This window comes from Peterkaempfera podocarpi (assembly GCF_042466665.1).
Lineage (GTDB): Bacteria > Actinomycetota > Actinomycetes > Streptomycetales > Streptomycetaceae > Peterkaempfera > Peterkaempfera podocarpi.
In genome coordinates this window covers 5,659,302-5,684,590 of the sequence record NZ_CP162102.1, presented here as the reverse complement: position 1 = coordinate 5,684,590, position 25,289 = coordinate 5,659,302, and the positions used below count along the sequence as shown (strand labels likewise).

The 25,289-nt window shown below is 71.2% G+C and carries 20 protein-coding genes and 1 tRNA gene; 8 read left to right on the top strand and 13 right to left on the bottom strand.

Features of this window, described 5'->3' with window-relative positions:
- Nucleotides 1–3: 3 nt before the first annotated feature.
- Nucleotides 4–447, bottom strand: coding sequence for a single-stranded DNA-binding protein (locus AB0761_RS25005; RefSeq protein ID WP_377271398.1), 444 nt, complete (start codon nt 445–447; stop codon nt 4–6).
- A 554-nt stretch (nt 448–1,001) separates the two neighbouring features.
- Here AB0761_RS25005 and AB0761_RS25000 point away from each other — a divergent pair.
- Nucleotides 1,002–1,074: transfer RNA gene (locus AB0761_RS25000), tRNA-Arg, on the top strand.
- A 209-nt stretch (nt 1,075–1,283) separates the two neighbouring features.
- Here AB0761_RS25000 and AB0761_RS24995 read toward each other — a convergent pair.
- A complete protein-coding gene (locus AB0761_RS24995) occupies nt 1,284–1,652 on the bottom strand; it encodes a hypothetical protein (RefSeq protein ID WP_377271397.1) in 369 nt (122 codons plus the stop codon).
- Between the two features lie 1,422 nt (nt 1,653–3,074).
- Here AB0761_RS24995 and AB0761_RS24990 point away from each other — a divergent pair.
- A complete protein-coding gene (locus AB0761_RS24990; protein ID WP_377271396.1) occupies nt 3,075–4,067 on the top strand; it encodes an IS5 family transposase in 993 nt (330 codons plus the stop codon).
- On the opposite strand, the gene AB0761_RS24985 is transcribed toward AB0761_RS24990, so the two are convergent.
- Both AB0761_RS24985 and AB0761_RS24980 read right to left on the bottom strand, forming a co-directional pair.
- Complete coding sequence (locus AB0761_RS24985) at nt 4,000–4,545, bottom strand: hypothetical protein (protein ID WP_377267561.1); 546 nt, start codon at nt 4,543–4,545, stop codon at nt 4,000–4,002. The genes AB0761_RS24990 and AB0761_RS24985 overlap by 68 nt on opposite strands.
- A gap of 184 nt (nt 4,546–4,729) precedes the next feature.
- The gene (locus tag AB0761_RS24980; protein WP_377271395.1) at nt 4,730–5,275 is read right to left on the bottom strand and encodes a hypothetical protein; all 546 of its coding nucleotides are present in this window, start codon (nt 5,273–5,275) and stop codon (nt 4,730–4,732) included.
- A gap of 981 nt (nt 5,276–6,256) precedes the next feature.
- On the opposite strand from AB0761_RS24980, the gene AB0761_RS24975 reads away from it, so the two are divergent.
- The gene (locus AB0761_RS24975; protein ID WP_377271394.1) at nt 6,257–6,868 is read left to right on the top strand and encodes an SMI1/KNR4 family protein; all 612 of its coding nucleotides are present in this window, start codon (nt 6,257–6,259) and stop codon (nt 6,866–6,868) included.
- A gap of 577 nt (nt 6,869–7,445) precedes the next feature.
- Here the strand turns inward: AB0761_RS24975 and AB0761_RS24970 are convergent.
- The 3 genes from AB0761_RS24970 to AB0761_RS24960 all read right to left on the bottom strand — a co-directional run bounded on the left by AB0761_RS24970 (nt 7,446) and on the right by AB0761_RS24960 (nt 10,840).
- Nucleotides 7,446–8,288, bottom strand: coding sequence for a hypothetical protein (locus AB0761_RS24970; protein WP_377271393.1), 843 nt, complete (start codon nt 8,286–8,288; stop codon nt 7,446–7,448).
- Nucleotides 8,289–8,524: 236 nt separating this feature from the next.
- Nucleotides 8,525–9,637 carry a sigma-70 family RNA polymerase sigma factor gene (locus tag AB0761_RS24965; RefSeq protein ID WP_377271392.1) on the bottom strand — a complete coding sequence of 371 codons (1,113 nt, stop codon included), beginning with the start codon at nt 9,635–9,637 and terminating at the stop codon, nt 8,525–8,527.
- A 30-nt stretch (nt 9,638–9,667) separates the two neighbouring features.
- A complete protein-coding gene (locus AB0761_RS24960; RefSeq protein ID WP_377271391.1) occupies nt 9,668–10,840 on the bottom strand; it encodes a damage-control phosphatase ARMT1 family protein in 1,173 nt (390 codons plus the stop codon).
- Between the two features lie 161 nt (nt 10,841–11,001).
- On the opposite strand from AB0761_RS24960, the gene AB0761_RS24955 reads away from it, so the two are divergent.
- Nucleotides 11,002–11,646 carry a TetR/AcrR family transcriptional regulator gene (locus tag AB0761_RS24955; RefSeq protein ID WP_377271390.1) on the top strand — a complete coding sequence of 215 codons (645 nt, stop codon included), beginning with the start codon at nt 11,002–11,004 and terminating at the stop codon, nt 11,644–11,646.
- Between the two features lie 12 nt (nt 11,647–11,658).
- On the opposite strand, the gene AB0761_RS24950 is transcribed toward AB0761_RS24955, so the two are convergent.
- The 5 genes from AB0761_RS24950 to AB0761_RS24930 all read right to left on the bottom strand — a co-directional run bounded on the left by AB0761_RS24950 (nt 11,659) and on the right by AB0761_RS24930 (nt 19,016).
- Complete coding sequence (locus AB0761_RS24950; RefSeq protein WP_377271389.1) at nt 11,659–13,329, bottom strand: cation acetate symporter; 1,671 nt, start codon at nt 13,327–13,329, stop codon at nt 11,659–11,661.
- Complete coding sequence (locus tag AB0761_RS24945) at nt 13,326–13,571, bottom strand: DUF485 domain-containing protein (RefSeq protein ID WP_377274310.1); 246 nt, start codon at nt 13,569–13,571, stop codon at nt 13,326–13,328. Before AB0761_RS24945 ends, AB0761_RS24950 begins: the two co-directional genes overlap by 4 nt.
- A 488-nt stretch (nt 13,572–14,059) precedes the next feature.
- Nucleotides 14,060–16,258 carry an endo-1,4-beta-xylanase gene (locus tag AB0761_RS24940; protein ID WP_377271388.1) on the bottom strand — a complete coding sequence of 733 codons (2,199 nt, stop codon included), beginning with the start codon at nt 16,256–16,258 and terminating at the stop codon, nt 14,060–14,062.
- Nucleotides 16,259–16,452: 194 nt separating this feature from the next.
- Complete coding sequence (locus AB0761_RS24935) at nt 16,453–18,471, bottom strand: M3 family metallopeptidase (protein WP_377271387.1); 2,019 nt, start codon at nt 18,469–18,471, stop codon at nt 16,453–16,455.
- 98 nt (nt 18,472–18,569) lie between these two features.
- Complete coding sequence (locus AB0761_RS24930; protein WP_377274309.1) at nt 18,570–19,016, bottom strand: DUF309 domain-containing protein; 447 nt, start codon at nt 19,014–19,016, stop codon at nt 18,570–18,572.
- A 187-nt stretch (nt 19,017–19,203) separates the two neighbouring features.
- Here AB0761_RS24930 and AB0761_RS24925 point away from each other — a divergent pair, with 187 nt between their 5' ends.
- Nucleotides 19,204–20,910 carry a bifunctional 3'-5' exonuclease/DNA polymerase gene (locus AB0761_RS24925; protein ID WP_377271386.1) on the top strand — a complete coding sequence of 569 codons (1,707 nt, stop codon included), beginning with the start codon at nt 19,204–19,206 and terminating at the stop codon, nt 20,908–20,910.
- Nucleotides 20,911–20,917: 7 nt separating this feature from the next.
- Here the strand turns inward: AB0761_RS24925 and AB0761_RS24920 are convergent, their stop codons facing one another.
- A complete protein-coding gene (locus AB0761_RS24920) occupies nt 20,918–21,409 on the bottom strand; it encodes a GNAT family N-acetyltransferase (RefSeq protein WP_377271385.1) in 492 nt (163 codons plus the stop codon).
- Between the two features lie 144 nt (nt 21,410–21,553).
- Here AB0761_RS24920 and AB0761_RS24915 point away from each other — a divergent pair, with 144 nt between their 5' ends.
- The 3 genes from AB0761_RS24915 (at nt 21,554) to AB0761_RS24905 (ending at nt 25,221) form a co-directional block, all read left to right on the top strand.
- Nucleotides 21,554–22,336 carry an SGNH/GDSL hydrolase family protein gene (locus AB0761_RS24915; RefSeq protein ID WP_377271384.1) on the top strand — a complete coding sequence of 261 codons (783 nt, stop codon included), beginning with the start codon at nt 21,554–21,556 and terminating at the stop codon, nt 22,334–22,336.
- Nucleotides 22,337–22,667: 331 nt separating this feature from the next.
- Nucleotides 22,668–22,883, top strand: a complete 216-nt coding sequence (locus AB0761_RS24910; RefSeq protein WP_377271383.1) for a heavy-metal-associated domain-containing protein — start codon at nt 22,668–22,670, stop codon at nt 22,881–22,883.
- A 55-nt stretch (nt 22,884–22,938) separates the two neighbouring features.
- A complete protein-coding gene (locus tag AB0761_RS24905) occupies nt 22,939–25,221 on the top strand; it encodes a heavy metal translocating P-type ATPase (RefSeq protein WP_377271382.1) in 2,283 nt (760 codons plus the stop codon).
- Nucleotides 25,222–25,289: the final 68 nt, after the last annotated feature.

Below are 25,289 nucleotides of genomic sequence, written 5' to 3'. Positions count from 1 at the left end.
GCCTCAGACCGGGGCCGGCACACCCACCGCCACCTGCGGCTCCCCCCGCCCCCAGGCAGGCTGCTGCTCCACCAGCTCCGGCCGCGCCCGCACAGCCCGCCGAAAGGCCGAAGTGCCCCGCGCCAGATCATGACCGAGCGCCCAGGCATCGACGTCGACCGTGATGCTCCGCTTCCCGTCCACCTCCCGATCCCGCACCCTCAACCGGCCGGTCACCACCAGCGGGTCGCCCTTGCTCACCGAACTCACCACGTTCTCGGCCATCCACCGCCAGGCCCACACGGTTACAAAGCTGGTCTCGCCGTCCACCCAGGCACCCTGCTGCCGGTCGTAGCGCCGCTCGGTGGACGCCAGCCGGAAGCTGGCCAGCGGCACACCCGCCGAGGTGGTGGAGTAGCGTACGTCGGTCGCCGCGTTGCCGACGATGGTCACCAGGGTCTCGTTCACAGGCACTCCCCCGCAGTTGGTTACGTTGCTGCGAGACTGCCCCGCCACGGACACCCCTGCCAGTCACCACCGCAATCCTGTGGACAACCCCGGCATGTGGAAAACCAGATTCACCCTGTCGAAGACGCCAAGAATCAACCGCTTGACGATTCGGCTGCGTTCATGACAATTTACGGTTGCTCCCAATCCGCCACCCGGGTGACCCCGCCCCACCTGGGCAGATCATCCGGTCGGACGAAAAGGACACCTCCTCCCGATACCCACCGGGTCCATAACGGGTGAGGCGGCAGGGCCGTAACGAGTGGACAACGTCCCGCCGGACGCCGGGCAATACCGCTGCACTCTCGGGCGTCACCTGCGATTATCGGACCGCTCCTCCAGCGCCGCCGCGACGGCGCAACGGTGGAACGCAAGGGAGAAAACCCGGACACCCTTATCCTGTCCCCGACAGGACAACGGCAGGCCACGCGCACCCCGCGCCGTGCTCGAGGCCAGCCGTCGCTTCCGCGCGCCGCACCTGCGCCGCTCACGGCAGCCCCGTCCGGGCCTGTCCGGCCCCCGTAGCTCAGCGGATAGAGCAGGTGCCTTCTAAGCACTTGGTCGCAGGTTCGAGTCCTGCCGGGGGCACCTCTGCTCAGAGGATCAGACGCCCCGGACCCGCGATCGGTTCCGGGGCGTTTTCGCAGTTCAGGCAAGGTGGCATCCGCAGCACCGGGCGGCTCGGGCTGCCCGGCGCCTACCGTGTCACGGCCGGAGCCGGGTCCGGCGGCGTCCGGCTGACACCGAGAAGTTGCGGGTGGCCGCGGAGAATACGCGGAGAAGTACTCCGGCCCCGGTCATCCCGCCGGGTAGTAGCTGCTGACGTCCACCAGGCTCTCGATGCGCCTCTGGATGTCCGCGGCCTGGCCGGAGATCACACGGGCGTAGGTGGCCAGCAGGACCGGCACACTGTTCACCGCCCACTCCGCCACCTGCGCCGGCGGCACTCCCGCGTTGAGCCATCCCGTCAGGCAGGTGTGCCGGCAGTCGTAGACCCGCCGCCCGAGCGGTGACGCACACTCCTCGGGCGCGTGCACAGCTTCCCGTGCCCTGCCCCATGCCCGGCGGACGACCACCCCGGAGAGCACTCCGCCTTTCTCTCCCTTGAAGAGCAGGTCATTGGGCTCCAGCTTCTCCCGTGCGATGCGGTCACGCAGAATCGCCACCAGCACAGGGTGCATCAGGAACGGCACGCGTCTCGCTGTCGGCCCTTCCCTTGAGGGCTCGCCGGTCGTGGATCTCCCCGGAGTCGGTCCACTGGCTGCGGACTTCGGCGGACAACCACGGACTCCCATGGACTGTTATCGCAAGTCGCAGGCGGTTCAGGTGCAGGTCGCACGACTGCACAGGTTGCCTCGGGACGACGAGGCCCGCGGGATGGGGTGCGAAGTCACGGGGCGGAACCTCCTTGGGGAGCGCGTGGGAGACCTGATCTGGGAACTGCTGATACGGCCGGTAGCCGATCTGTTCTTCGACGTAACCGCCGGCCCCTCGGTGGATCGGTGGCGAACGCGAAAGGTCAACGCGTTCCGCCGCCGGCTCAGGAGAGAGCCTGGTGCCGGCGTGACAGCAGCGATTGACAGCAACGCCCCCGCACAGCGGCGGACGAAGGCACACGTCATGGGGAGTCGGGGCCCAGGCGGGAGACCGCGAAAGAGCCACCGGCGACGCCTTCGGCATCACCGATAAGGAAGAGGCCAGTCTGTCGGCCCACGGCTCCCAGCCCGTTTGACCGCGAGCCTCCACCGCCCTCGCGGTACAGTTCCGCTCCAACCGGGGAGGGGACAATCAATGCAGAACCCGTTCAGAGATGGTGGACCACTCGACAGAGGCACGACCGTTGTGTCCCTCTTCATCTCCATAGGGCTCTTGATCTCCGGTATCAAGGAGCACGGTCATGGCGCGTCTCTGCTGTGGCCGCTTGCGGGCGCCTGCATGGTGTTGATGTCCCTGTACAACATCTATCGGGAGTTCTTCCGCCGCCCCCCGGATCAGTCGTAACCGCTCGGGCCGTCCCTGGACCGTGCGAGGCGAGCCAAGGCTGACCAACGCCGACGGACAACAACGCTCACGCCATTGCAGGTCAGAAGTCAGACGCGCCGAGACACCGCAGGTGGCGTGCCTGGCTCACCAGATCCAGGGCAAGAAGCAAGCTGCCGGAAGGAGTCGGCGACCGCACTCCTTGACGAGCCGTAGGCGTGTCCTCCCCCGGTCCGGGACCCGAACCGGGGGAGGACCGGGCCCAATCAGGCAGATGCAGGCAGGCATGGAAGTCGGCCCCGATGTGCAGGCGGTAAGGGCGCCCGACCCCAAACCAGGCCGGCTAGCGGCCAAACCCCTGTGCCGCCACGCGCGGGACTACCACGGAGCAAGGCGAGGCCTGCGGAACGCATCAGCACGCGTTGTGCGTGACAGCCGCCCAGGAATCGGCGGGACCCGGCATGCGAAGCGATCCGCAAACCGTGACCGAGGCTTGGGGGTTGGACGTGTGTTCGCCCTTGGTTCCCGGTTCGGGTGATCCCGTCTTGGCCATGGCATGAAGACAGGGCCCCTGCGCAACTTGGAGGTTGTCGAGACCCAAAAGTCGCATGGAGGCCCTATTGCCGCATTTCTACGCCGCCGCCAGGGTCGAGGGCAACCGGGCTCCACGGGAGTGTGACTGCCTGGCACACCGGTTCGGGAACGCGCGCGACGGCGGGGAACGTGTTCGGCGCTACCCGAGCGATCTGACCGACGCACAATGGGCGGCAGTACGGGACCTGCTGCCAACGCCGGCGTGGATGGACGGCCGCGGCGGGCGGCCGGAGGGCTACTGCCACCGCCAGATACTCGACGCCGTCCGGTACGTGGTGGACAACGGCGTGAAATGGGCCGCACTGCCCGCGGACTACCCACCGTTCAAGCGGGTCCACGCCTTCTTCACCCGCTGGCGCGACACCGGCCTGCTGGCCGAGTTCCACGACCGGCTGCGCGGCGCGGTCCGCGAGGCAGAGGGCCGCAACGCGGAGCCGACCGCCGCGGTCATCGACTCGCAGTCGGTCAAGGCCGCTGCCAACGTGAGGAGTTCAAGCCGCGGCTACGACGGCGGCAAGAAGATCAACGGGAGGAAGCGGCACCTGGTCGTCGACACGATCGGCCTCGTCCTGGCGGTGCTGGTCACCCCGGCCGACGCGGGCGACCGCGCCACCGCCGCCGGCATGCTCCCCGCGCTCATGACCACGTGCCGCCGCCTGCGCAGGCTCTGGGGCGACAGTGGTTACACCGGCGGCCTCGCCACCTGGGCCAAGGAGAGGTTCGGCCTGGCCGTCGAGATCGTCAAGCGCACCGACGACCTGTCCGGCTTCCGCGTCGTCCCCCGCCGCTGGGTCGTGGAGAGGACGTTCGCCTGGCTGATGCGCTCACGTCGCCTCGCACGCGACCACGAGACCCGCCCCGACAGCGCCGAAGCGATGATCCTGTGGTCCATGACCATGGTCATGAGCAGGCGCCTCGCCCGCCGACGCGCCGCACGCCTCACCCCGCCGACACCGATCCCGACGCCGGGATGGGCCCAGGCTCGGGCAACGGCCGCCGCGGCATGAACCGGCACCCAGAGCCGTCGACCGCCAGCCATCCACGCTCCACCAGCCTCTTCGCCTTCGTCCGCAGGTTCTCCTGCAGGAGGATGTCAACCTTCCGGCCCGGTTCCATCGCCTCGGCCACCTCCCGCGCGCTCAACCCGCCGCCACCCGCAGCAGCCGTCTCGACCGCCTCCACCAGCCGCCGGTAGTCCGACGCCAGCGCCGCCGCCGGGTCCAGGCCCTCACACCACCGCGGGACCACCGCCCCCTTCGGCGGCACCCGTTGCACAGTCGCGGCCGCGGCCGCCCCGGCGGACGCCGGCTCCTCGGCAGGAGCCAACGCCGCCGTCAACTCCTCCACCGCCACGACCCTCCGCTCCAGCACCACCCGGGCCTCCTCCAACTCCTTCTCAAGAAGCGCCATCCGAGTTTCCAGACCCTCGACCCGCGCCCGGGCGGACTCCCTACGCTCCTCCAGCAACCCCAGCGGCGACGGCATCACACACTCCGTTCCCGACCACGACAACCCGACACCGAAAACCCTGCCGCACGAACACCCAAACCATGCCTCACCAGCGGAAACTCATACATCACGCACGGTTTACGGATGGCTTCTGAGATCAGTCAATTGATCGTCAACTCGCGCCCCCGGTTGCCGAGTCCCAGGTACACCACTTCCTCAGTTACTCCAGGACGGGCCCCAACGGCGCGCGGAACACCGGACCTCGACCTCGCGACCCGAGCAGCCCGGGCACGTCCTGCCACAGCGTGACCCGGTTCTCCAGCTCCCAGCCCGCGGTCGCCCAGGAGCGGCCCCACGAGCCCACGGCCAGCACGATCAGCATCACCGGCGGCATCACCTCATGGGAGACCAGGCCCACGAGCAGCATCCAGCAGGCCGACAGTCCCATCAAACCCGCCAGGCGCCGAAGTGAGAGCCGCCGTGTCGCCTCCTGCCCCTCGATCAGCTCGGCGGCCCTGTCGACCGGCACGGCATGCTCGTACTTGCGACGCAGCCGGCCCGGGAGACAGAAACACAGCGGCAGCATGACCAGGCACGCCAAAGTGACCGCGACCGTTCCCACCGCCAGCGCCTCACCCTGGTGAGGCGTACTCCCCAGAGCCAGTAGCACTCCTAGGGACAGCAACCCTCCCGTAGCCATAAGCAGCGCGAACATCTGCTCGACGTGCACCACTCGTATCAGCCCGTCGCGGACGTCCTCAACCATCGTCTTGGCTTCTTCCTGTCCGGGCACCCGAACGGTCAGCCAAGATCCAACTCCGGTCGGAACTCAGGGTCAATACTCGGCGCGGCACCAGCTCACCGCGCCCGCTTGCTCGTCTTGGCTTCCCGCTCCGGGCCTGGATCCTCGATGCCAGGCCGTGAGAAGTCCGGCCCGAATCGATGCGGCGCGCATTCGCGGCATGGACTCCAGCAATGGCGCCGCCGTCTACCACTGTCGGCTCCGCCTCTGGCGGGTCCCGAGACGGCGGGCAGTCTCGCGTTGGGGGCGCGGTGCTGTCATGCTCGATGCCGAGGGGGATGACGTGCGGAGATCCGCAGTTGGCTTGGTCGTGGTGCTCGGTCCTCAAGTGGGTTTGTGGGGCTACTTCTTGGTGCGCTACGGCGAGGCTGCCATGCTGCCGGCCCTTCTCATCGGCATGCTTGGGCTGACGGCCACGGTGTCTGGCTTCACGGCCGGAAGACGGCGAAGCCACAGGCAGATATCCGCGAAGGAGACCCGGCTGTAGGCCCTGGGCTCGTCCTGCTCGGCATCGTGCTTCAAGTGGAGGGCACAGCGGCCGCAAGAGCTTGTCGTCGTGACATCGATCGTTGACATCAACGTCGACAGACGCCCACACATCGGACCAGCCCTCAGGGTGGCTGACAGCAGGCACCGTTCAGTGTTCTGGCAGGTTGCTCGGAGTCGGGCTCGAATTCACCAAGCAGGCGTCGCCTCGACGGCAGCGACGGCAGCACTGACGGCAACGAGCCCGGACGCGGCCGAACTTCGGGCGTCATCCACGTGATCCACTTCGCTCCGGGGAACCTCAGCCCAGGCCGGTGCCCACACCTTCTACTGAGCTTGAAGCCGTGATGTCCGGCCCTGGGGACAACCGGCCCTGGGCTGGCGATCTCGCCCTTCTGGGGCCTTGTACGCTGTCGCCTCATCCTCGCTGACCGAGAGAGACCCATCACGGAGGGCAGCATGCCGGACGCCCTGAGCCAGCTTGCGAAACTGTTTCCGCCCCCTGCTGTGCCGGTGGCCTCCCCTCCCTGGGAGCGGTCCCGGGCAGAGATCGGCTTGGACTTTCCGTCGGACTACCGGGCCTTCGTCGACCTCTACGGCGCGGGTGAGTTCGGCACTCCTGATTCATTGGCCTGCCACGTGCGCGCACCGACCGTCCGTCCACTCCCCGGAGGACGCGAGACCGGCTTCAAGGGCTACATCGAGTGGCATGCCTCGGAAATGGACGACCTCTTCGGCTCCGAGCTCGACGACGAAGACGGCACCAAGCCCACGTACCGAATGTTCCCGGAACCTGGAGGCCTGCTGATCTGGGGCGAGAACGAGCAGGGCGACCTGTACTTCTGGCTCACTTCGGATGGCGATCCCGACCAGTGGCCGGTAGTGATGTGGGCGCGCGGGCCCGTAACTACCTACCGGTTCGAGATGGGCATGGTCGACGTGCTGCTCGGGAGCGCACGAGGCGAGATTCCGAATGTTCGGGCGATGCACTCCCCACAGCGGCGTTGGACGATGACGTCCGACTGGCATCACGACCGACTGAGCATCTCCGCAGGCCCGGCGTCCAGCTAGGCGATCGCGGACTCGCGGGCGAGCCACGACCGGTCTGGCCCGAGCTGGGCTTCATGCCCCGAGAGCCCCGCCTTGGTCAGCGGCGTACCGTCAGCCTCCAGGGCCCACGGTCCGTTAATCCAACCCGCCCAAGCACCCCAGAGGCATCAAGGGTCGTACGGCGAAAACACGCTGACGGCACGACTTTCTCGCCCACAGTCCGAGTCTCTGTGCAGGTCCCGTCAGTGCTGTCCGCAAAGCGTCCGAACCTCTTCCAAGCACTTGGTCGCAGGTTCGAGTCCTGCCGGAGGCACCTCGACTCAGAAGAGCAAGCGCCCCAAGAATCCGCCATCGGTTCCGGGGTATTTTCACAGCTCGTGACCTGGGCGACTCATGTCCAACACAGAATCTCCGACTCAGGTCACCGGTGGTCAGGCGACGGCTGCAGATGTACGAGTGCCGGCAACGGGCGTTGAGGCGTAGGTTCGCGCAGCCACGGAACTCTGAGACTCTCCACAATGTCCACCGGTCAGACGAGAGCAATGGGACGTGACAGACCGGGGCTTTCAACGAAATGCTCCACATCTCAAGCAATCGGTCATCGAGCCCTGTTGGCCTTCTGTCCTGCCGCGGCGGCGCGCTTGTCGAGGGCAGTTCCGAGCTCGTCGAACAATGCGGTCGGAATCGACCGGTTGGCACGCTCGGCCAGGACCTGCCACAGGTGGGTTCCCAGCCGAAGCGCACCGCGCAGTGCCCCGAACAGCGCCTCGGGTGCCGCCGCACCCGTGGAGGCGCGCAGCTGGGCCACGGTCGTCGGCGACAACTCGCGCTCGGCCCCTCGTGACGGGGTCAGCCAGTGTGCTGTGGACCGCTCCGCCAGACGGGCCATCCACACCAGGTGCCGCTGGACATGCCCGAGGGCGTCCCAGGCGCGCAGGTCCTCGCCGCGCGACGCCAGGTGGAATGCCAGCACCAGCCAATTGGCAAACCGGTCGCAGTACGCCGCGATGGCCTCGTCGGGATCGTCCACCGGCGGCAGGTAACGCTCGGGCACGTCACGCAGCACCGACTCCAGTGCTCCTCGCCGGTCGACCACCACCATCCGCTCGACTGCCGCGCCACGTGCGGGCCAGTCGGCCACATCACCGATCTCGTCCGACGTGGCGAAATGGAATTCACCGCGTACAAGCCCCGGAAAGAAGGCCACGTACGAGCCGAACTCGTTGGGCAGTCCATAGGTGAGCGGCGCGATGTCCGAGCACCATGAATAGGGGTCGATCTCGGCAGAGCGCTGCGGCGTGAAGAACAACCAGAATTCGATGTCACTGTGTTCGTCGGCCTCGCCGGCTGCGAACGAGCCGTACATCAGCGCAGAGTCCAGCCCGTCGTCGGCCAGGCATGCACTGCGGACCCGCTCGATCAGCTCCTCCTGGAACACCATGCAGATCACCCAAGCACTCGTCCACCAGGACGGCCAGCGCATTGCCCGCAGGGACCACAGGACGGACCGAGCACCTGCGGCAAACCCGCACGTCGGCCGGGTCCGCCGGCAGCACGGTGCAGCCTTGCGGACAGGTTCGGGTTCCAAGATCGGCGTGCGGCAGGCGATCCCGGCTCACGATGCGATTCCCTTCGGTTCGGTGCCCACCGGTATGTCCTGGTGAGCACCGGCCCCGCTCATCGCTCCCGGCGGAACCCGTCGACGGGGAGCTCGTGCGGCAGGTCGAAGGCGTCGAGGACGCGCGGGTCGGTGAACACGACGTTGTGCGTGACCCGGCCACCGATGACGGTGAAGACCTGCAGGCTGTGCAGCCGGTGACCGCCGCCGGGCTCCGGCGCGTACGCGGCGAGCGCGGGCTCCCCGTTGGCGGTGAGCTCCCGCATACGCCAGCCCGGTCCGCGCATCCGGAACACGCGGTCGATGAACAGGCCGTATGCCCGGCTCCCCCGGTACCACAGCGGAACCGGCGGCATCTCCAGGACCGCATCGTCGGCCAGCAGCCGCATCAGCGCCGGTACGTCGGCTGCCTCGAAGGCCCGCACATACTTCTGGATCACCGCGCGCACCTCGGGATCGCCCGGCTCGCAGAACCCGTCGGCGTCGCGCGCGCCTGCGAGGGTGGCGCGGGCGCGTTGCAGTGCGCTGTTGACCGCTGAAACCGTGGTCCCCAACTGCCCGGCGACCTCGGCGGCGGAGAACTCCAGCACCTCGCGCAGTACGAGTACGGCACGCTGTCGCGCCGGCAGAAGCTGTGTGGCGGCCACCCATGCGAGCCGCACGTCGGCCCGCACCTCCACGTCGAACCGTGCGTCGGGAAAGGGCCCGAGCCAGGGGATGTCGAGCGCCGGGGTGAGCGGTGCCTCCGGATCATCGCTCGGTGTCCCCAGCCCGGACGGCAGGGGCCGCCGCCCGCGGCCCTCCAACGCGGTCAGGCAGGCATTGGTCGCGATCCGGTACAGCCAGGTGCGCACCGACGCCCGCGCCGGGTCGTGGCGGTCGCGGGCCTTCCAGGCGCGCAGCAGGGTCTCCTGCACCAGGTCCTCGGCCTCGTGGAACGACCCCAGCATCCGGTAGCAGAACGCCAGCAGCTCACCCCGGTACGGCTCAAACTCCACCCGGTCATCATGCCGCACCCGAGCCCGAGGCCGGTCCGGAACGAGGCTTCGGCAGACGGGCGGTGGAAGGCCGGTGCCCTCGGTCCTCGCACCAACAGGCCTGGACCCGCAGAGTCCTGATCGCGGAACGGCTCCCCTGCGCGAGCCCGTGAGGCTGGAGCATCTCCTGGTCATGCCCCACCGGATGGGCTGAGCAGGGCGTCGTCAGCGGCGGACCTGGATCAGGGCGTGGGTGCCGCTGGTCCGCCAGCGCTGCCCGTGTGCGGTGTGCAGTGCGGTCTCGGTGTGCTGGTCGAGGCCGACGATCACATCGGACTTCAGGGTGCGCAGTGCGGCCACCGGGCCGGGGAGGTAGGCGGTGCGGTCAGCGAAGGGTGTGGTCGGCGGCCACATCCGGTCGCCGACCAGCCGCCGGTAGTTGAGGTCGCCCTTCATCACGGTCAGGGTGGCGCGGGCGAACTCCTGCCGGAGGTCGTCCGGCATGTCGGAGTACGGCAGCGGTGCGCAGCTGAACGGGTGCGTCCGCACGGTGAGGCGCCCCTCACCCATGGCCGTCCACAGGCGCTCTCCGATCCCGGCGGCTGCCCCCTGGGACCGCAGCAGATGGTGCAGGCAGTCGATGAGGTCGGCGGTGGTGGCGTCGGAGACGTAGTACGGGTAGGGCTTGAGCTGGAGGACCACCCGCCGGGCGTGGCGGTGGCGGAGCAGGTGGTCGACCAGTGCGAGATCGGCGAGGAGCTCCCGTCCGGCGTTGTCTGCGACCAGGCAGAGGTCGGCGTCGCCGCCGGCGGGGAGCAGCGACCACAGCAGTCCGCTGTCGTCCGCGATCAGCGAGGAGTCGCCGGCGTCACCGGTGGCTGCGGAGGTCATCCGGAAACCGAGGTCGGCGCGGTTGCCCCAGAGTGAGCCCTGGAGCAGCGCTCGGGCCTGCTCGTCGGCGGGCCTGGTGGCCAGGAGGTCGAGTGCCGAGAGCTCCTCGCCGGTCTCCGGGGTGCCGAGTTCCGCCGACTTGAGGGGGCGGAAGGGGTCGATGCCCTGCCAGGGGCCCTGGGGGAAGTATCCGACGGCTTGGAGGATCCGGCGGTAGAAGTAGCTCTCGGCCCACAGGAAGGGCGCTTCCAGCCAGGGGGTTCCGTAGTGGTCCTGCCCCCAGATGTCCCACTGGTCCCGGTCGTGCGCGGCTTCGGCGAGGGGCTGGATCACACCGTGGATGCTCTCGCTCAGCAGCGTGTCGAGGGCCCGGTGCTGCTCGGGGCCGTAGGGCAAGGCCTTGTGCAGCTGCTCGATGAGCTGGGGATGCCGTTCGGTGAAGACGCCGCGGCTGAACGAACCGGGCTCGCTGCAGGTGATCACGGGCGCTGCGGTTCCTTCGGGCATGGCGTGCGGTCCTCCGGGGCGGTGCGGACGGGCTCGGCCGCCGTCGGGTCGTGCCGAGCGGTCCGTTCCCCACCGTAGCCTCGGCAGCCAGGGCCGGCGGCCCGCCGCCGGCGCTTCCGGCGCGTCCGCGGAGCCCGTCGGGACCGGGATAGGGTGAGGGGATGACTCCTTCAGCCGCGGCGGATTCCTCGCCCCGAGCCGCCGGACGGGCCGGCTCACTGCGCAGCGAGTACCGGGAGCTGACGCGGAAGCGACTGCTGACAGCGGTGCGCGAGGTGCTGGAGGAGGCGGACTACGCGGCGGCGACCGTGGACGAGATCGTGCGGCGCGCCGGGACCAGCAGGGCCACCTTCTATCTGCACTTCCGCTCGAAGGCCGAGGCGGCCGCGGAGCTGCTGGACCTGGTGACGCCGTCGGACCGCGGCCTGTACACCACACTGCCGCAGGCTGTGCGCTCGCAGGCCCGGCTGCGTCGCTGGCTGCACGATTCGCTGCTCTGGTACGAGTCGCATGCGCGGCTGCTGGCGGCGCTCAATGAGGCGACGGCTGTGGAGGGCTCGGTGGCGCAGCGCCGGATGGCCTCGGTGGAGCGGCTGGTGGAGCTGCTGTCCGGGTATCTGAACCGCTGTGAGGACCCGTCGCGGGCGCGGGTGCGGCTGCAGTTGCTGCTGCTCCAGTTCCACCAGGTGGCGATGGACACCGTGGTGCAGAAGTCCTGGCTGCCGGATCGCGGGCTGCTGCTGGACGAGATGACGGCGACCTGGTGGGCGGCCCTGGGCGAGGAGGGGTCCTCGCCCAGGGCCTGACGGGCGTACCGCTCAGTCGCTGCCGACGCCGGTGAGCACCTTCAGCTCCACCTCGTCGTGGTCGACGGCCGAGCCGTCGGCCGCCGATCCGTGGGCCCCCGCGCCTGCCGCCGCCGTGCGGCGGCCGTACCGGCTGCCCGCCCAGCCGAGCAGGAATCCGGCCGGGACGGAGATGATGCCGGCGCTCTGCAGCGGGGACCAGGCGAAGTCCAGGTCCGGGAAGAGTGTCCCGGGTCCCCCGGAGACGGTGGGCGAGACCAGTTGCAGGCCGATCGCGAGTATCGCGCCCCCGTACACCGACCAGAGCAGCCCGGTGCGGTTGTAGCCGCGCCAGAAGAGGCTGTGGATCAGGGCGGGCAGCACGGCCGAGGCCGCCACCGTCACCGCCAGCATGGACAGGAACTGCACGTTGTAGCCCTGGGCTGCCACCGAGACCAGGATGCCGACGACGCCGAAGAGCAGCACCGCCCAGCGGACCGCCCGGACCTCGCGGACCTGGGTGAGGCGGCCGCGGCGGATGGCGTAGGCGTGCACATCGTGGGCCAGGGCGGCGGCCGCGGCGAGGGTGATGCCTGCGACCACGGCGAGGACCGTGACAAAGACCGTGCAGGCGACGGCGGTGAACAGGGCACTGCCCGCGGTGGTGGTGGGGCCGCCGGCGAGGCTGCCCGCGAGCAGCAGCAGCGCCGCCTGGCCGTTGGGGTTGACCGCGGAGATCACCTTGGCGCCGACCAGCGCCGCGGCCCCCATGCCCAGCACCGCCAGCGCGACGCTGTAGATGCCGACCATGCTGAGGGCGTAGCGGGTGGAGCGGCGGGCGGTGGCGCCGTCGGGGGCGGCGTTGATGCGCATGATCATGTGCGGCATGCAGGCGGCGCCGAGCACCACGGTGACATGCAGTCCGATGATGTTCAGCGGGCCGCTGGCGGTGACGCCCAGCTGCGACACGGAGCGCAGATAGGTGTCGGGGTGTCCGCTGCCCCGGGCGGCGGCGGAGAGCAGCTCGTCGGGGCTCCAGTGGAACTGGGAGAGGACATAGACGGTCATGGTGGCGAAGGTGCCGATGGTGAGGACCACCTTGACGATCTGCATCAGGCTGGTGCCCCGCATCCCGCCGAGGACGGTGTAGAAGACCATCAGGGTGCCGATCAGCGCGATGCAGGTCTGCTGGGCTCCGTCACTGGTGAGGCCGAGCAGCATGGCGGTGGCGGCGCCTGCACCGGAGAGCTGGACCACCAGGAAGGGCAGTGAGACCGCGAGGGTGGCGACGGCGGCCGCGATCCTGGGGGCGCTCCCGGGGGCGCGCAGCGCGAAGATGTCGCCGAGGGTGTAGCGGCCGGCGTTGCGCAGCGGGCGGGCGAGCACCAGCAGGGTGCCGAGGGCGAGGGCGGTGCTGACGTCCAGCATGATGCCGTCGAAGCCCGAGAGCGCGACGATGCCGGTGGTGCCCAGCATGGTGGCGGCCGAGATGTAGTCGCCGGAGAGGGCGAGGCCGTTCTGCAGCGGTGTCAGGCTGCGGTTGGCGGTGTAGAAGTCGGCGACCTCGTCGCGGTCGGGTCCGGCGAAGACGCAGAGCAGCAGGGCCGCACCGACGAAGACCAGGAAGGCGATCAGCACCGAGGTCTGGGTGCCCTGGCCGAAGAGGGAGTCTGCGGCGCCTGCGGCCTGGAGGACGGGGCTCACCGGTTGCCCCGCCGGTGGAGCCGGTTCTGGAGCGGCTGCGGGGGCACCGGCGGTTCCGCCTCGTGGAAGTCGCGGATGCGGTCCGCGTCGGGGTCGCAGTCGCGGGCGGAGCGGCGGTCGTAGCGGGCGGCCGTGAGGAACGCCAGGACGCCGAGGGTTCCGCAGAGCAGCAGGCCGAGGTTGATCCGGCCGATCACTTCGGTGGCGAGCAGGCCGGGAGCGGCGCCGGCCAGCAGCACCAGCGTGCCGTAGAGACCGCGTTGGTGACGATGAGTCCGCGGTCGAGGCGGAGGGTGTTGCGGCGGAGCCGGTCGAGCGAGGGTGCCGCGGGTGGTGGCGGCGGGAAGGGCTGGCGGGCGACCGGGCCTGGCGGTCGTCCCCCGGGGTGGGGCATGGCATGCATCGGGCTGTTCCTAGGGACGGGAGGGTGGGTGCAGCCGGGCGCGGTCCGCGAGGGGCGGACCTGGGCATAGCCGGATGCGTCAGCGTAGCCAGCCTCTGGCCTACTTACTAGACATGTGTCCAGTGAGTGCACGTGTTTCCATGAACTCTCCGCCAAAGCCGGGCAGGCAGAGGCCCCGGACGCGCAGGCACACGTCCGGGGCTTCAGGGGTCAGGGCTTAAGGGGTCGGGACCCCCAGGTGTCGGGGCTTAAGGGGTCGGGACCCTCAAGGGTCAGGGCTTCAGGGGTCGGGCCGGTCCGCGCCCGCGTCGACGGGCGGCGCCGGGGTCAGCCCGCGGTGCAGCTGAGCGTCGGCGCGCCGTTGGGGCCGCTGTTGCTCCCCTGGAAGCCGAAGCTGGTGCTCTGGCCGGCCGGCACGGTGCCGTTGTAGCTCATGGACACCGCGGTGACGGACGCCCCGCTCTGGGTCGCGGTGGCGTTCCAGGCGTTGGTGATCTTCTGGTTGCCCGCCCAGGTCCAGGTGACCTGCCAGGACTTGGTGGCCGCGGTGCCCGTGTTGCTGACCGTCACCGAGGCGTTGAAGCCGCTGCCCCAGTCGCTGTCCAGGTGGTAGACGGCGGTGCAACCGCTGCCGCCGCTCCCGGCGGCGGCGGTGGTGGCGGTCACCGCGGCGGAGTCCGCGGAGACATTGCCGGCCGCGTCCCGGGCCCGGACGGTCCAGCTGTACGCCGTGCCTGCGGCGAGCCCGGAGTCGGTGTAGGAGGTGCCGGATGCGGTCCCGACCTTGGTGGCGCCGCGGTAGACGTCATAGCCCGTCACCCCGGTGTCGTCGGTGGACGCCGCCCAGGTCAGCGTGGCACCGGAGGCCGTCGTCGCCGACACCGCCAGCCCGGTGGGCACCGAGGGGGCCTGGGTGTCCGTGGGCGGCGGGGTGGTGGAGGAGCCGTCGCCCACCACCGACCAGTACGCGGCCTTGGCCTGGAGCTGCCGGTCGAAGAAGAGCGGGGCGTCCAGCCGGTTGATCGGGAAGGAGTCCAGCCAGGTGTTGTCGTCGGCCAGGCCCCACACCGTCACGGAGCTGATGTCGTCCCGGTGGCTGCGGTAGACGTCGAACAGCGCCTTGTACTCGGCCGCCTGCTTGGTCAGCGCGGCGGCCGGGATGGTGGAGTACGAGGAGGTGTTGTCGGTGTAGACGCTGACGTCCATCTCGGTGATCTGCTGGTCGACCCCCAGCCCGGCGAACTGCTCGATGGTGGCCGCGGTGTCCGAGGCGGAGGGCCAGTCGATGTTGCCGTGCATCTGGTGCCCGACGCAGTCCACCGGTACGCCCTGCTGCCGCAGGCTGCTCACCAGGTTGTAGAGCGCCTGCCGCTTGGCGGCCACGGTGGTGTTGTAGTCGTTGATGCACAGTTCGGCGTCGGGGTCGGCCTCGTGTGCGGTGCGGAAGGCGTCCGCGATGTAGTCGGGCCCGGCGATCTGGTACCACATGCTGTGCCGCAGACCGTCGGACTGGGTCTCGTCGATCGCCTCGTTCACCACGTCCCAGGCGTAGAGCTTGCCCTTGAAGTGGCCCATCACCGCCTTGATGTGGTTCTCCATCCGGGAGAGCAGCAGCGCCTTGTTCTCCGGGGTTGCGGTCATGGTGGTGCCGGAGGCGTCCTGGAACACCCAGGCCGGGGTCTGCTGGTACCACACCAGGGTGTGCCCGCGGACCCCGATCCCGTGGGCCGCGGCAAAGTCCACGATGGCGTCGGCGTCGGTGTACTTGAACGCGCCCTCGGTCGGCTCGGTGGCGTCCCACTTCATGGCGTTGCCGGGGGTGACCGAGCCGAAGTGCTTGGCCAGCAGGTCGGCGTGGTCGCCGGTGATCTCCGCCGGGGTCACCGCGGCGCCCACCGTGAAGTCGGGCGCCAGTACGTCCTTCAGCGAGGGGATGTCCTGCTGCACGGGGACGCCGGGCAGATGGGTCATGGCGAAGTCGTCGATGAGGAACGACGGGGTGCCGCTCACCGACTCCACGTACGTCTTCAGGACGTCCACCTGCGCCGCCAGTGTGTAGGTGCCGCTGAGCTGCACCCATCCACCGGCGGTGGCGGTGACGTTGGAGGCCACCGTGTCATAGCTCGCGGTGCCGCCGAACTGCCGCTCGATCGAGAGCCGCACCGGCGTCGAGGACTCGCCCGCGGCCAGCCGCACCCACACCGAGAGGGTGTAGGACGTGCCCGGCTGCATGGTGCCCAGCAGGCTCAGCGAGGGGCCCTGCCAGCTGGAGCTGCGGCCGGTGACCGCCAGGCTGTGGGTGCCCTGGTGGGCGGCGTCGGTGGAGACGGCCACCGTCTCGGAGGCCCTGGGGGCCCAGTCCTGGACGGTGCCCGTCTCGAAGTCGCTGCTGACATCGGTGACCGGAGTGGCGTCCGCGCGGGCCGGCGCGGCCCCCACGGAGAGGACCAGGCAGAGCGCGGCGACCAGCGCCGCGCAGAACGCCGCGGGCAGCGTGGCCGCCGCCCGGGTACGGGATATGAGCATGCGTCAGATCCTTGTCTGTGAACGCACGCAGACCACCGACGGGGAGTGCGCCGGGGGCTGCCGGGACCACGCTGGCATGAGCCCGGCGTGCCGGAGCGGGGATGTGCCGCGGTTGCCCCCGCGCCGGACTCCGGCACGGGCCGTGACGGCCAGATCCTAGGAGCGGCGCATCCCCACCGGCAACGGCGGCGTCCTCAGTCGGCCAGGCCCCGCCGCTCCAGCAGCGGCCCGATCTCCGGCGCCCGGCCGCGGAAACCGCCGAACGCCTCCATGGGATCGACGCTGCCGCCGCGGGAGAGCAGCTCCCGGCGGAACACCTCGCCGTTCTCCCGCCGCATACCGCCGTTCTCGCGGAACCACTCCACGGTGTCCGCGTCCAGCACCTCGCTCCAGATGTACGAGTAGTACCCGGCGGCGTAGCCCCCGGCGAAGATGTGCGCGAAGTAGGCCGAGCGGTAGCGCGGCGGGATCGCCTGCACGGCCACCCCGGCCTTCGCCAGCGCCACGGCCTCGAACTCCGCCATGTCCCCGGGGTCCGCACCGGCCGACAGCGTGTGCCAGGCCCAGTCCAGCAGGGTCGCCGCCAGGTACTCCACGGTGCGGAAGCCCTGCCCGAACCGCTCGGCCTGCTGCATCCGGTCCACCAGCTCCGCCGGCATGGGCTCAGCGGTCTCGTGGTGCCGGGCGTAGTTGGCCAGCACCTCCGGCCACACCGACCACATCTCGTTGACCTGGGAGGGGTACTCCACGAAGTCGCGCGGCACCGAGGTCCCCGAGAAGAAGGGGTAGCGGACCGCGGAGAAGAGCCCGTGCAGCGCATGGCCGAACTCATGGAACATGGTGGTGACCTCGTCGAAGGTGAGCAGCGAGGGCTCACCGGGCGACGGCTTGGCGATGTTGAGGTTGTTCACCACCACCGGGCGGCGGCCGTCCAGGTCGGACTGGAGGACCAGCGAGTTCATCCAGGCCCCGCCGCGCTTGGAGCCGCGGGCGAAGAAGTCGCCCAGGAACAGCCCCAGCGGTTCACCGCCTGCCTCGAAGACCTCGAAGACCCGCACATCGGGGTGGTAGCCCACCAGGTCGGGCCGCTCGCTGAAGGTCACCCCGTAGACCTGCTCCGCGGCGAAGAAGACACCGTCCCGCAGCACCCGGTCCAGCTCGAAGTACGGCCGCATCGCCGCCGCGTCGACGTCGTACTCGGCCTTGCGCACCTTCTCCGACCAGTACGCCCAGTCCCACGCCTCAGGCCCGCCGTCGCCCATCGCCGCGCTGAGCGCCGCCGACTCCCGCTCGGCGTTGGCGACCGCGGGCGGCACCAGCCGCGCCAGCATCGCCGACACCGCCTCGGCCGACCCGGCGGTCTGGTCGGCGACCGCGTACGCCGCATGGCTGTCGTACCCCAGCAGCGCGGCCCGCTCGGCGCGCAGCCGGGCCATCCGCACCACCAGTTCGCCGTTGCTCTCCAGGCCCCGTCCCAGCGACGCCTCCAGCAGCCGCCGCCGCACCTCCCGGTCGTCCAGCGAGGCCAGTGCGGGCTGGTTGGAGAAGTTCTTCAGGCTGAGCACATAGGCGCCGTCGTGGCCCAGCGCCCTGCCGTTCTCGGCTGCCGCGGCGATCTCGTCCGGTGACATCCCGGACAGCTCCTCGGCGCTGCCGAGGACCAGGGCGGCGTTGCCGGTGTCGGCGAAGAGGTTCTGCTCAAAGGCCGTCGCGGCGGCGGCCAGCTGCTGGTTGAGGTCGCGCATCCGCTCCCGGCCCGTCTCGGAGAGCAGCGCCCCCGCCCGCACGAAACGGGTGCGGTAGCGCTCCAGCAGGCGCAGCGACTGGGCGTCAAGTCCCAGCTCGGCCCGCTGCCGGTACAGCGTCTCCACTCGCTCGAACAGTGCGCGGTCCAGGTGGATCGCATCGCCGTGGGCGGCGAGGCGCGGGCTGACCTCGGCGTCCACCGCCTGCACCGTGTCGTTGGTGTCGGCGGACGCCTGGTTGAAGAAGACGCTCTCCACCCGCCGCAACAGGGCACCGGACCGCTCCAGGGCGACCACGGTGTTCTCGAAGGTCGGAGGCTCCGGGTCGGCCGTGATCACCTGGATCTCGGCCAGCTGCTCGGCCATCCCCCGCTCGAACGCCGGCAGATAGTGCTCCTCGCGGATCTCGGCGAACGGCGGCAGCTCGTACGGGAGCGTGCTGGGGCTGAAGAAGGGATTCTCGGTCACCCGGCCGACCCTACGCCGCTCCCCCGGGCCCGTCCGGCTCCTCGGGCAGCTCCGGCTCGCGCGCTGTCGCCCGCCGCCCCCGCCGCTGTCGGCGGGTCTCAGCCCCGCAGCGCCACGGAGCCCCCGCTGCCGTCCTCCCGGGCCCACCGGACCAGCTCGGTCACCGCGATGCCGTACGGGGCGCCGCCCGCATAGGGCTCCAGACCGTCCGCCGCCCGGGCCAGCAGCGCCGCCGCGCCGGCCGCGTTGCCGCGCGCGGCATGGGTCAGCCCCACAGCCAGCTGCGCCAGTGCACGCCACAGCGCCCGTTCCGGCTGCGGCGCGGACTTCCAGGCGTCCTCCAGCACCTCGTGTGCATGGAAGGGCATCCCCGCGTCCAGCAGCCGCTGCGCCTCGGCCAGGGTCTCCGCGGGGGTCCTCGGCACGCCCTCCGGCTGGCGCTCCACCCCGGGCGACCCGTACGGCAGTGGCCGGCCCAGGCCGTCCCTGGGCCGGGCGTTGCGGGCCCGGCCGCGGGTGTCACGGTCCCGGTCGCGGCCCTCCACGGGCGTTCCGCAGTACTCGCAGACCGCGGCGGACCGGGTCTCCCGGATCTTCCCGCACTCCGTGCACACCTGGTCCAGCCAGCACGCCGCATCCCCGCCGTCGTTCACCCCTCGATTGTGCACCCGCACACTGTCGGACCCCAGGACTAGGGTCGAACCGCAGACCCCTGTGAACGGAGAAGGCCCCATGACCGCCCGTATCGCTCTGGTGGCCGACCCCGACGGCCACGGCGGCCGGCTGCAGCGGCTCGCCGAGGACGGCAGCCCCGTCGGCCGTCCCGAGCAGCACCGCGACCTGGCCGCGGCGGTGGCTGCCGCCGAGGCCGGGGAGCAGCCGCGCTGGGTCTGGCCGGCGACCGACGCGGTGTACCCCCGGCTGCTGCCGCAGCGGGTGGCCCGCTGCCATGACCTCGCCCTGGTGGAGCCGCTGCTGCTGGGCCTGGAGGGCCGGTACGGCCATCCCCGTTCGCTGGGCGCTGCCTGGGCGCGGCTGAAGGGGCTGTCCGTCCCGGAGGACCGCCCCGACGGCGGCGCCGCGGACAACCACGGCCAGCCGTCCCTGTTCCAGCCCGACCGCCACCAGCTGCCGCCGGGCACCGATCCGCTGCTCGCGGTGGTGGAGGTCCATGCGGACCAGCAGCGCAGGGCGGCGCGCGTGGACCACCCCGACCGGATGCGGCTGCTCTGCGCCGCCGAGTCGGCGGGGGCGCTGGCCGCGGCCGAGATGGCGTACGACGGCCTGCCGTGGCGCGCGGACATCCATGACGAGCTGCTCACCCGGCTGCTCGGCCCCCGGCCGCCCGCGGGGGCGCGTCCCCGGCTCCTGGGCGAGCTGGCCGCGGAGGTGCAGCGGGCGCTGGGCGGCCGCCCGTTCAACCCGGATTCGCATGTCCAGGTGCTCAGGGCCTTCGCCGACCAGGGCATCCGGCTGCCGTCCACCCGCTCCTGGGTGCTGAAGCAGGTCGACCATCCCGCGGCGGCGTTGATGATGCGGTACAAGGAGCTGTCCCGGATCCACACCGCGCACGGCTGGGCATGGCAGGAGAGCTGGGCACGCGGCGGCCGGTTCCGCCCGGAGTACGTGGTCGGCGGCGTGGTGTCGGGCCGCTGGGCAAGCCGGGGCGGGGGTGCGCTGCAGATCCCGCGGATGCTGCGCGGCGCCGTGGTGGCCGATCCCGGCTGGTCGCTGGTGGTCGCGGACGCGGCTCAGCTGGAGCCCCGGGTGCTGGCGGCGCTCTCCGGCGACACAGGCCTGGCGCGGGCGGCGGCCCAGGGCGACCTCTACGAGGCGCTGGCCGCGATCGCCTTCTCCGGTGACCGGGCCCGCGCCAAGCTGGGCCTGCTGGGGGCGATGTACGGGCAGACCAGCGGTGAGGTCGGCCCGCTGCTCACCGTCCTGCGGCGGCGTTTCCCGGCCGCCATGGCGTATGTCGAGGCGGCCGCCCGCACCGGGGAGGACGGCGGGGTGGTCCGCTCCCATCTGGGGCGTATCTGCCCTCCGCCGTCCAGCGCCGACACCGCGGCCGAGCCGTCGGAGGCCGAGGCGGCCGCCGAGCCGGACGGCGACCGCCTGCTCCGGGCGGCCCGTGCCCGGGGCCGCTTCACCCGCAACTTCGTCATCCAGGCCACCGCCGCCGAGTGGGCGCTGGCGCTGCTGGCCGCGCTGCGCCGCCGGCTCGCCTCGATCGGCCCCGACGCCACCGGGGGCCGCCCTCATCTGGTGTTCTTCCAGCACGACGAGGTGGTGGTGCATGTGCCGACGCAGTACGCCGACCTGGCAGCCGCCGCGGTCGGGGCCGCCGCCGAGGAGGCCCGCACCCTGGTCTTCGGCGCCACACCGGTGCGGATGCCGTTGGAGACCCACATCGTGGACTGCTACGCGGACGCCAAGTGACGGCAGATCAGCCCAGTGCCTTCTCGAACCAGTGGTCGGCGTACGGGGAGCGGTTGTAGGCCGGGATCTCGGCGTAGCCGTGCCGGGCGTACAGGGCCCGTGCCTCCACCAGGTCGCGCCGGGTGTCCAGCCGCATGGTGCGGCGCCCCATCCGCACGGCTGCCTGCTCCGCGGCGGCCAGCAGCGCCGGGCCGCCGCCGGTGCCGCGCGCCACGGGGGCGATCCACAGCCGGGTGAGCTCGGCGATCTCGGGGGTGAGCAGCCGTACGCCGACGCAGCCGGCGGTCAGCGTGCGGAACCGGCCCACCAGGAAGACTCCGGTGGGCGGGTCCAGATCCCTGCTGGGCTCCTGGCGGAGCACCTCGTCGACCTCGTGCGGCTGGGCCTCGCGGCCGTAGTAGCGGCCGACGATGTCGGTGTAGTAGCGGCGCAGCAGGTCCGCAGCCTCGGCGCCGCCGGCCGGGGCCGGGGTGACGGTCCAGTCCGGGGGGATGTCCACCGCTTCATTCTTCAGAGGCGGTCAAACCGTTTTCGGTCCGCGGGGCGACGACTTATTCCCGATGACTGAGTGGCAGAAGTCACGGTCCGTCAACCCTTCCCTACGATGGCGTAGGTCACGTCGGCAGGTTCAGGATGGGTAGCCGTGGCTGATCATTCGGAGAACCTCACCATCGCCTCGTACGCAGCAGTCGGGGACAGTTTCACCGAGGGCCTGAACGACCCGCGGCCGGACGGGGACGGCTTCGCGGGCTGGGCCGACCGACTGGCAGGGCTGTTGGCGGCCCGGAGCCCGGACGGGTTCGGGTACGCCAATCTGGCGGTGCGCGGCAGGCTGATCGACCAGATCGTCGAGGAGCAGGTGCCGCGGGTGCTGGAGCTCCGGCCGGATCTGGTGTCCTTCTGCGCCGGCGGCAATGACGTGCTGCGGCCGGGCAGCGACCCGGACGCCATCGCGGAGATCTTCGAGGCGGCCGTGGTGCAGCTGCGGTCCGCCGTGGGCACCGTGCTGATCTGCACCGGCTTCGACACCCGGGACATGCCGCTGCTGCGGCGGCTGCGGGGCAAGATCGCGACCTACAACGGGCATCTGCGGGCGGTCGCCGACCGGCACGGCTGCACGGTGCTGGACCTCTGGTCGCTGCGCTCGATCCAGGACCGCCGGGCGTGGAGCGAGGACCGCTTGCACCTGTCGCCGGAGGGACACCAGCGAGTGGCGCTCAGGGCCGCCCAGGTGCTGGGTCTGCCGGTGGCCCAGGACCCGGAGGCGGCGTGGCCGCCGCCGGTGTGGCACAGCCCGGCGGAGGTCCGGCGGGAGAACATCCAGTGGGCGCGGGAGCATCTGGTGCCCTGGGTCGGGCGGCGGCTGCGCGGGGAGTCCTCGGGGGATCATGTGGAGCCCAAGCGGCCGGATCTGCTGCCGCTCTGACCCTGCGGGGTGGCAGCAGAGCCGAAGCGGCCTGTGGGCCGGAGTCCGTACTCCGGCCCACAGGCCGCTTCGGTTTTGCCGGGGCCGCGCTGCTCGAGGGGCCGCCCGGCCTGAGGGGCCGCCTGGCCTTGCGGCCCACCCGGTTCGGCTGACCTTCGACCCGCCCGGCTGCTGTCAAACCGGGCAAACCGGTGCGACCTCACTACCCTCAGCCCCAGCAGCACCGCCATCCCTGGGACCCCCCTGCGGGGAATACCCCTGGGGGGTATGCTGCTAGTGCAGAGAGAGCACCCGTGAACCGCCGAGCAGCGCCCCCCAGGAGGCCCGCGAGATGTCCACCACCACCGTCTTCGCCGTGACCGGCATGAGCTGCAGCCACTGCGAGAAGTCGATCAGCGAGGAGGTCTCCTCCCTTCCCGGGGTCACCCAGGTCGCCGCGGACGCCAGGACCGGCACCGTGACGGTCTCCTCCCAGCAGCCGTTGGACGAGGCCGCAGTCCGCGCCGCCGTCGACGAGGCCGGCTACGAGCTCGTCGGCCCCGCCTGACCGGACGGCGGGGCCGGTCCACCGGCCCCGCCCCGCCACCTTCTGGAGGAGGACCATGAGCAGCACCGTCCCCGCCCCTGCCCAGCAGGGGCGCGTCGAGCTGGCCATCGGCGGGATGACCTGCGCCTCGTGCGCCGCCCGGATCGAGAAGAAGCTCAACCGCATCGACGGCGTCCAGGCCACCGTGAACTTCGCCACCGAGCGGGCCCGCGTCGACTTCGGGCCCGGTGTGGAGGTCGGCGACCTCATCGCGACGGTGGAGCGGACCGGCTACACCGCGGAGGTGCCGGCGCCTCCCGCCCCCGAGCCCACCGCCCCGCAGGACCCCGGGGGCACCTCCGGCGGCACCGCCGGCCCGGCGGAGAGCGACCCGGTGCGGCAGCGGCTGCTGGTCAGCCTGGGGCTGTCGATCCCCGTCGTCCTGCTGTCCATGGTCCCCCTGCTCCAGTTCGACAACTGGCAGTGGCTGGCCTTCGCCCTCACCGGCCCCGTGGTGGTGTACGGCGGATGGCCGTTCCACCGGGCCGCATGGACCAACCTCCGGCATGGCGCGGCCACCATGGACACCCTGATATCCCTGGGCACCCTGGCCGCCTTCGGCTGGTCGGTCTGGGCGCTCTTCCTGGGCGACGCCGGCATGACCGGGATGAAGCACAGCTTCAGCCTCACGGCGGACAGCGCCGATGCCTCCTCCACTCTCTATCTGGAGACGGCCGCCGCGGTCACCAGCCTGATCCTGCTGGGCCGGTACTTCGAGGCCCGATCCAAGCGCCGCGCGGGAGCCGCCCTGAGAGCGTTGATGGAGCTGGGCGCCAAGGATGTCTCGGTCCTGCGCGCCGGAGGTGAGGTCCGCATCCCCGTCGCCCGGCTCGTCGTCGGCGACCGTTTCGTGGTGCGCCCGGGCGAGAAGATCGCCACCGACGGCACCGTGGTGGAGGGCACCTCTGCGGTGGACGCCTCCATGCTCACCGGGGAGTCCGTGCCGGTCGAGGTGGGTGAGGGCGCCCCGGTCGCGGGCGCCACGCTGAACGCCGGCGGCCGGCTGGTCGTCGAGGCAACCAGGGTCGGCTCCGACACCCAACTCGCCCGGATGGCCCGGCTGGTGGAGGAGGCGCAGAACGGCAAGGCCGCCGCACAGCGGCTGGCCGACCGCATCTCCGCGGTCTTCGTCCCGGTCGTCATCGTGATCGCGCTGGGCACGCTCGCCGGGTGGCTGCTGTTCGGCGGCACCACCACCCAGGCGTTCACCGCTGCGGTCGCCGTACTGATCATCGCCTGCCCCTGCGCCCTGGGGCTGGCCACACCCACCGCGCTGATGGTCGGCACCGGGCGCGGTGCCCAGCTGGGCATCCTGATCAAGGGCCCCGAGGTGCTGGAGACCACCCGCGCCGTGGACACCGTGGTGCTGGACAAGACCGGCACCGTCACCAGCGGCCGGATGACGCTGACCGCCGTGCACACCGCCGACGGCACCACCGAGCAGCAGGCGCTGCGCCTGGCCGGCGCCCTTGAGCACGCCTCGGAGCACCCCATCGCACGGGCGATTGCCGCCGGTGCCGCCCACCGCGTCGGAGAGCTGCCACCGGTGGCGGAGTTCACCAGCATCCCCGGGCTGGGAGTGCAGGGAGTGGTCGACGGCCATGCCGTCGTCGCCGGACGGGAGCAGCTGCTGGAGACCTGGTCGCAGCGGCTGCCCGAGCAGTTGGCCGCGGCCAAGGCCGCCGCCGAGCAGGCCGGGCGCACGGTGATCGCGGTCGGCTGGGACGGCGAGGCCCGCGCGGTCCTGGAGGTCGCCGACACCGTCAAGCCCGGCAGCGCGGCCGCCGTACGCGAACTGCGCGCCCTGGGCCTGACCCCGGTGCTGCTCACCGGCGACCACCGGGCGGTCGCCGAGAGCGTCGCCGCCGAGGTCGGCATCGACCAGGTGCTGGCCGAGGTGCTGCCGGAGGAGAAGGTCGCGGCGGTGGTGCGCCTCCAGGAGCAGGGCCGGGTGGTGGCCATGGTCGGCGACGGGGTCAATGACGCCGCCGCGCTGGCCCGGGCCGACCTCGGCCTGGCGATGGGGACGGGCACCGATGCGGCCATCGAGGCCGGAGACCTCACCCTGGTCCGCGGCGACCTCCGGGTGGCGGCCGACGCCATCCGGCTGGCCCGCCGCACCCTGGCCACCATCAAGGGCAACCTCTTCTGGGCGTTCGCCTACAACGTCGCCGCCCTGCCGCTGGCGGCGTGCGGCCTGCTCAACCCGGTGATCGCGGGTGCCGCGATGTCCTTCTCCTCGGTCTTCGTGGTGAGCAACAGCCTGCGGCTGCGCTCCTTCCGGGCCCAGGCCCGCTGACCGGGGCGGGTGGCGGGGCCCGGCCCCCGGCCCCGGCCCCGGCCCTGGCCTCGGCCCTGGCCTCGGTC

Excerpts from the sequence above, each read along its gene's own strand:
- AB0761_RS24990 (WP_377271396.1), top strand. The coding sequence starts at position 3,075 with ATGGAGGCCCTATTGCCGCATTTCTACGCCGCCGCCAGGGTCGAGGGC.
- AB0761_RS24985 (WP_377267561.1), bottom strand. The coding sequence starts at position 4,545 with ATGCCGTCGCCGCTGGGGTTGCTGGAGGAGCGTAGGGAGTCCGCCCGG.
- AB0761_RS24980 (WP_377271395.1), bottom strand. The coding sequence starts at position 5,275 with ATGGTTGAGGACGTCCGCGACGGGCTGATACGAGTGGTGCACGTCGAG.
- AB0761_RS24975 (WP_377271394.1), top strand. The coding sequence starts at position 6,257 with ATGCCGGACGCCCTGAGCCAGCTTGCGAAACTGTTTCCGCCCCCTGCT.
- AB0761_RS24970 (WP_377271393.1), bottom strand. The coding sequence starts at position 8,288 with ATGGTGTTCCAGGAGGAGCTGATCGAGCGGGTCCGCAGTGCATGCCTG.
- AB0761_RS24965 (WP_377271392.1), bottom strand. The coding sequence starts at position 9,637 with ATGACCAGGAGATGCTCCAGCCTCACGGGCTCGCGCAGGGGAGCCGTT.
- AB0761_RS24960 (WP_377271391.1), bottom strand. The coding sequence starts at position 10,840 with ATGCCCGAAGGAACCGCAGCGCCCGTGATCACCTGCAGCGAGCCCGGT.
- AB0761_RS24955 (WP_377271390.1), top strand. The coding sequence starts at position 11,002 with ATGACTCCTTCAGCCGCGGCGGATTCCTCGCCCCGAGCCGCCGGACGG.
- AB0761_RS24940 (WP_377271388.1), bottom strand. The coding sequence starts at position 16,258 with ATGCTCATATCCCGTACCCGGGCGGCGGCCACGCTGCCCGCGGCGTTC.
- AB0761_RS24925 (WP_377271386.1), top strand. The coding sequence starts at position 19,204 with ATGACCGCCCGTATCGCTCTGGTGGCCGACCCCGACGGCCACGGCGGC.
- AB0761_RS24910 (WP_377271383.1), top strand. The coding sequence starts at position 22,668 with ATGTCCACCACCACCGTCTTCGCCGTGACCGGCATGAGCTGCAGCCAC.
- AB0761_RS24905 (WP_377271382.1), top strand. The coding sequence starts at position 22,939 with ATGAGCAGCACCGTCCCCGCCCCTGCCCAGCAGGGGCGCGTCGAGCTG.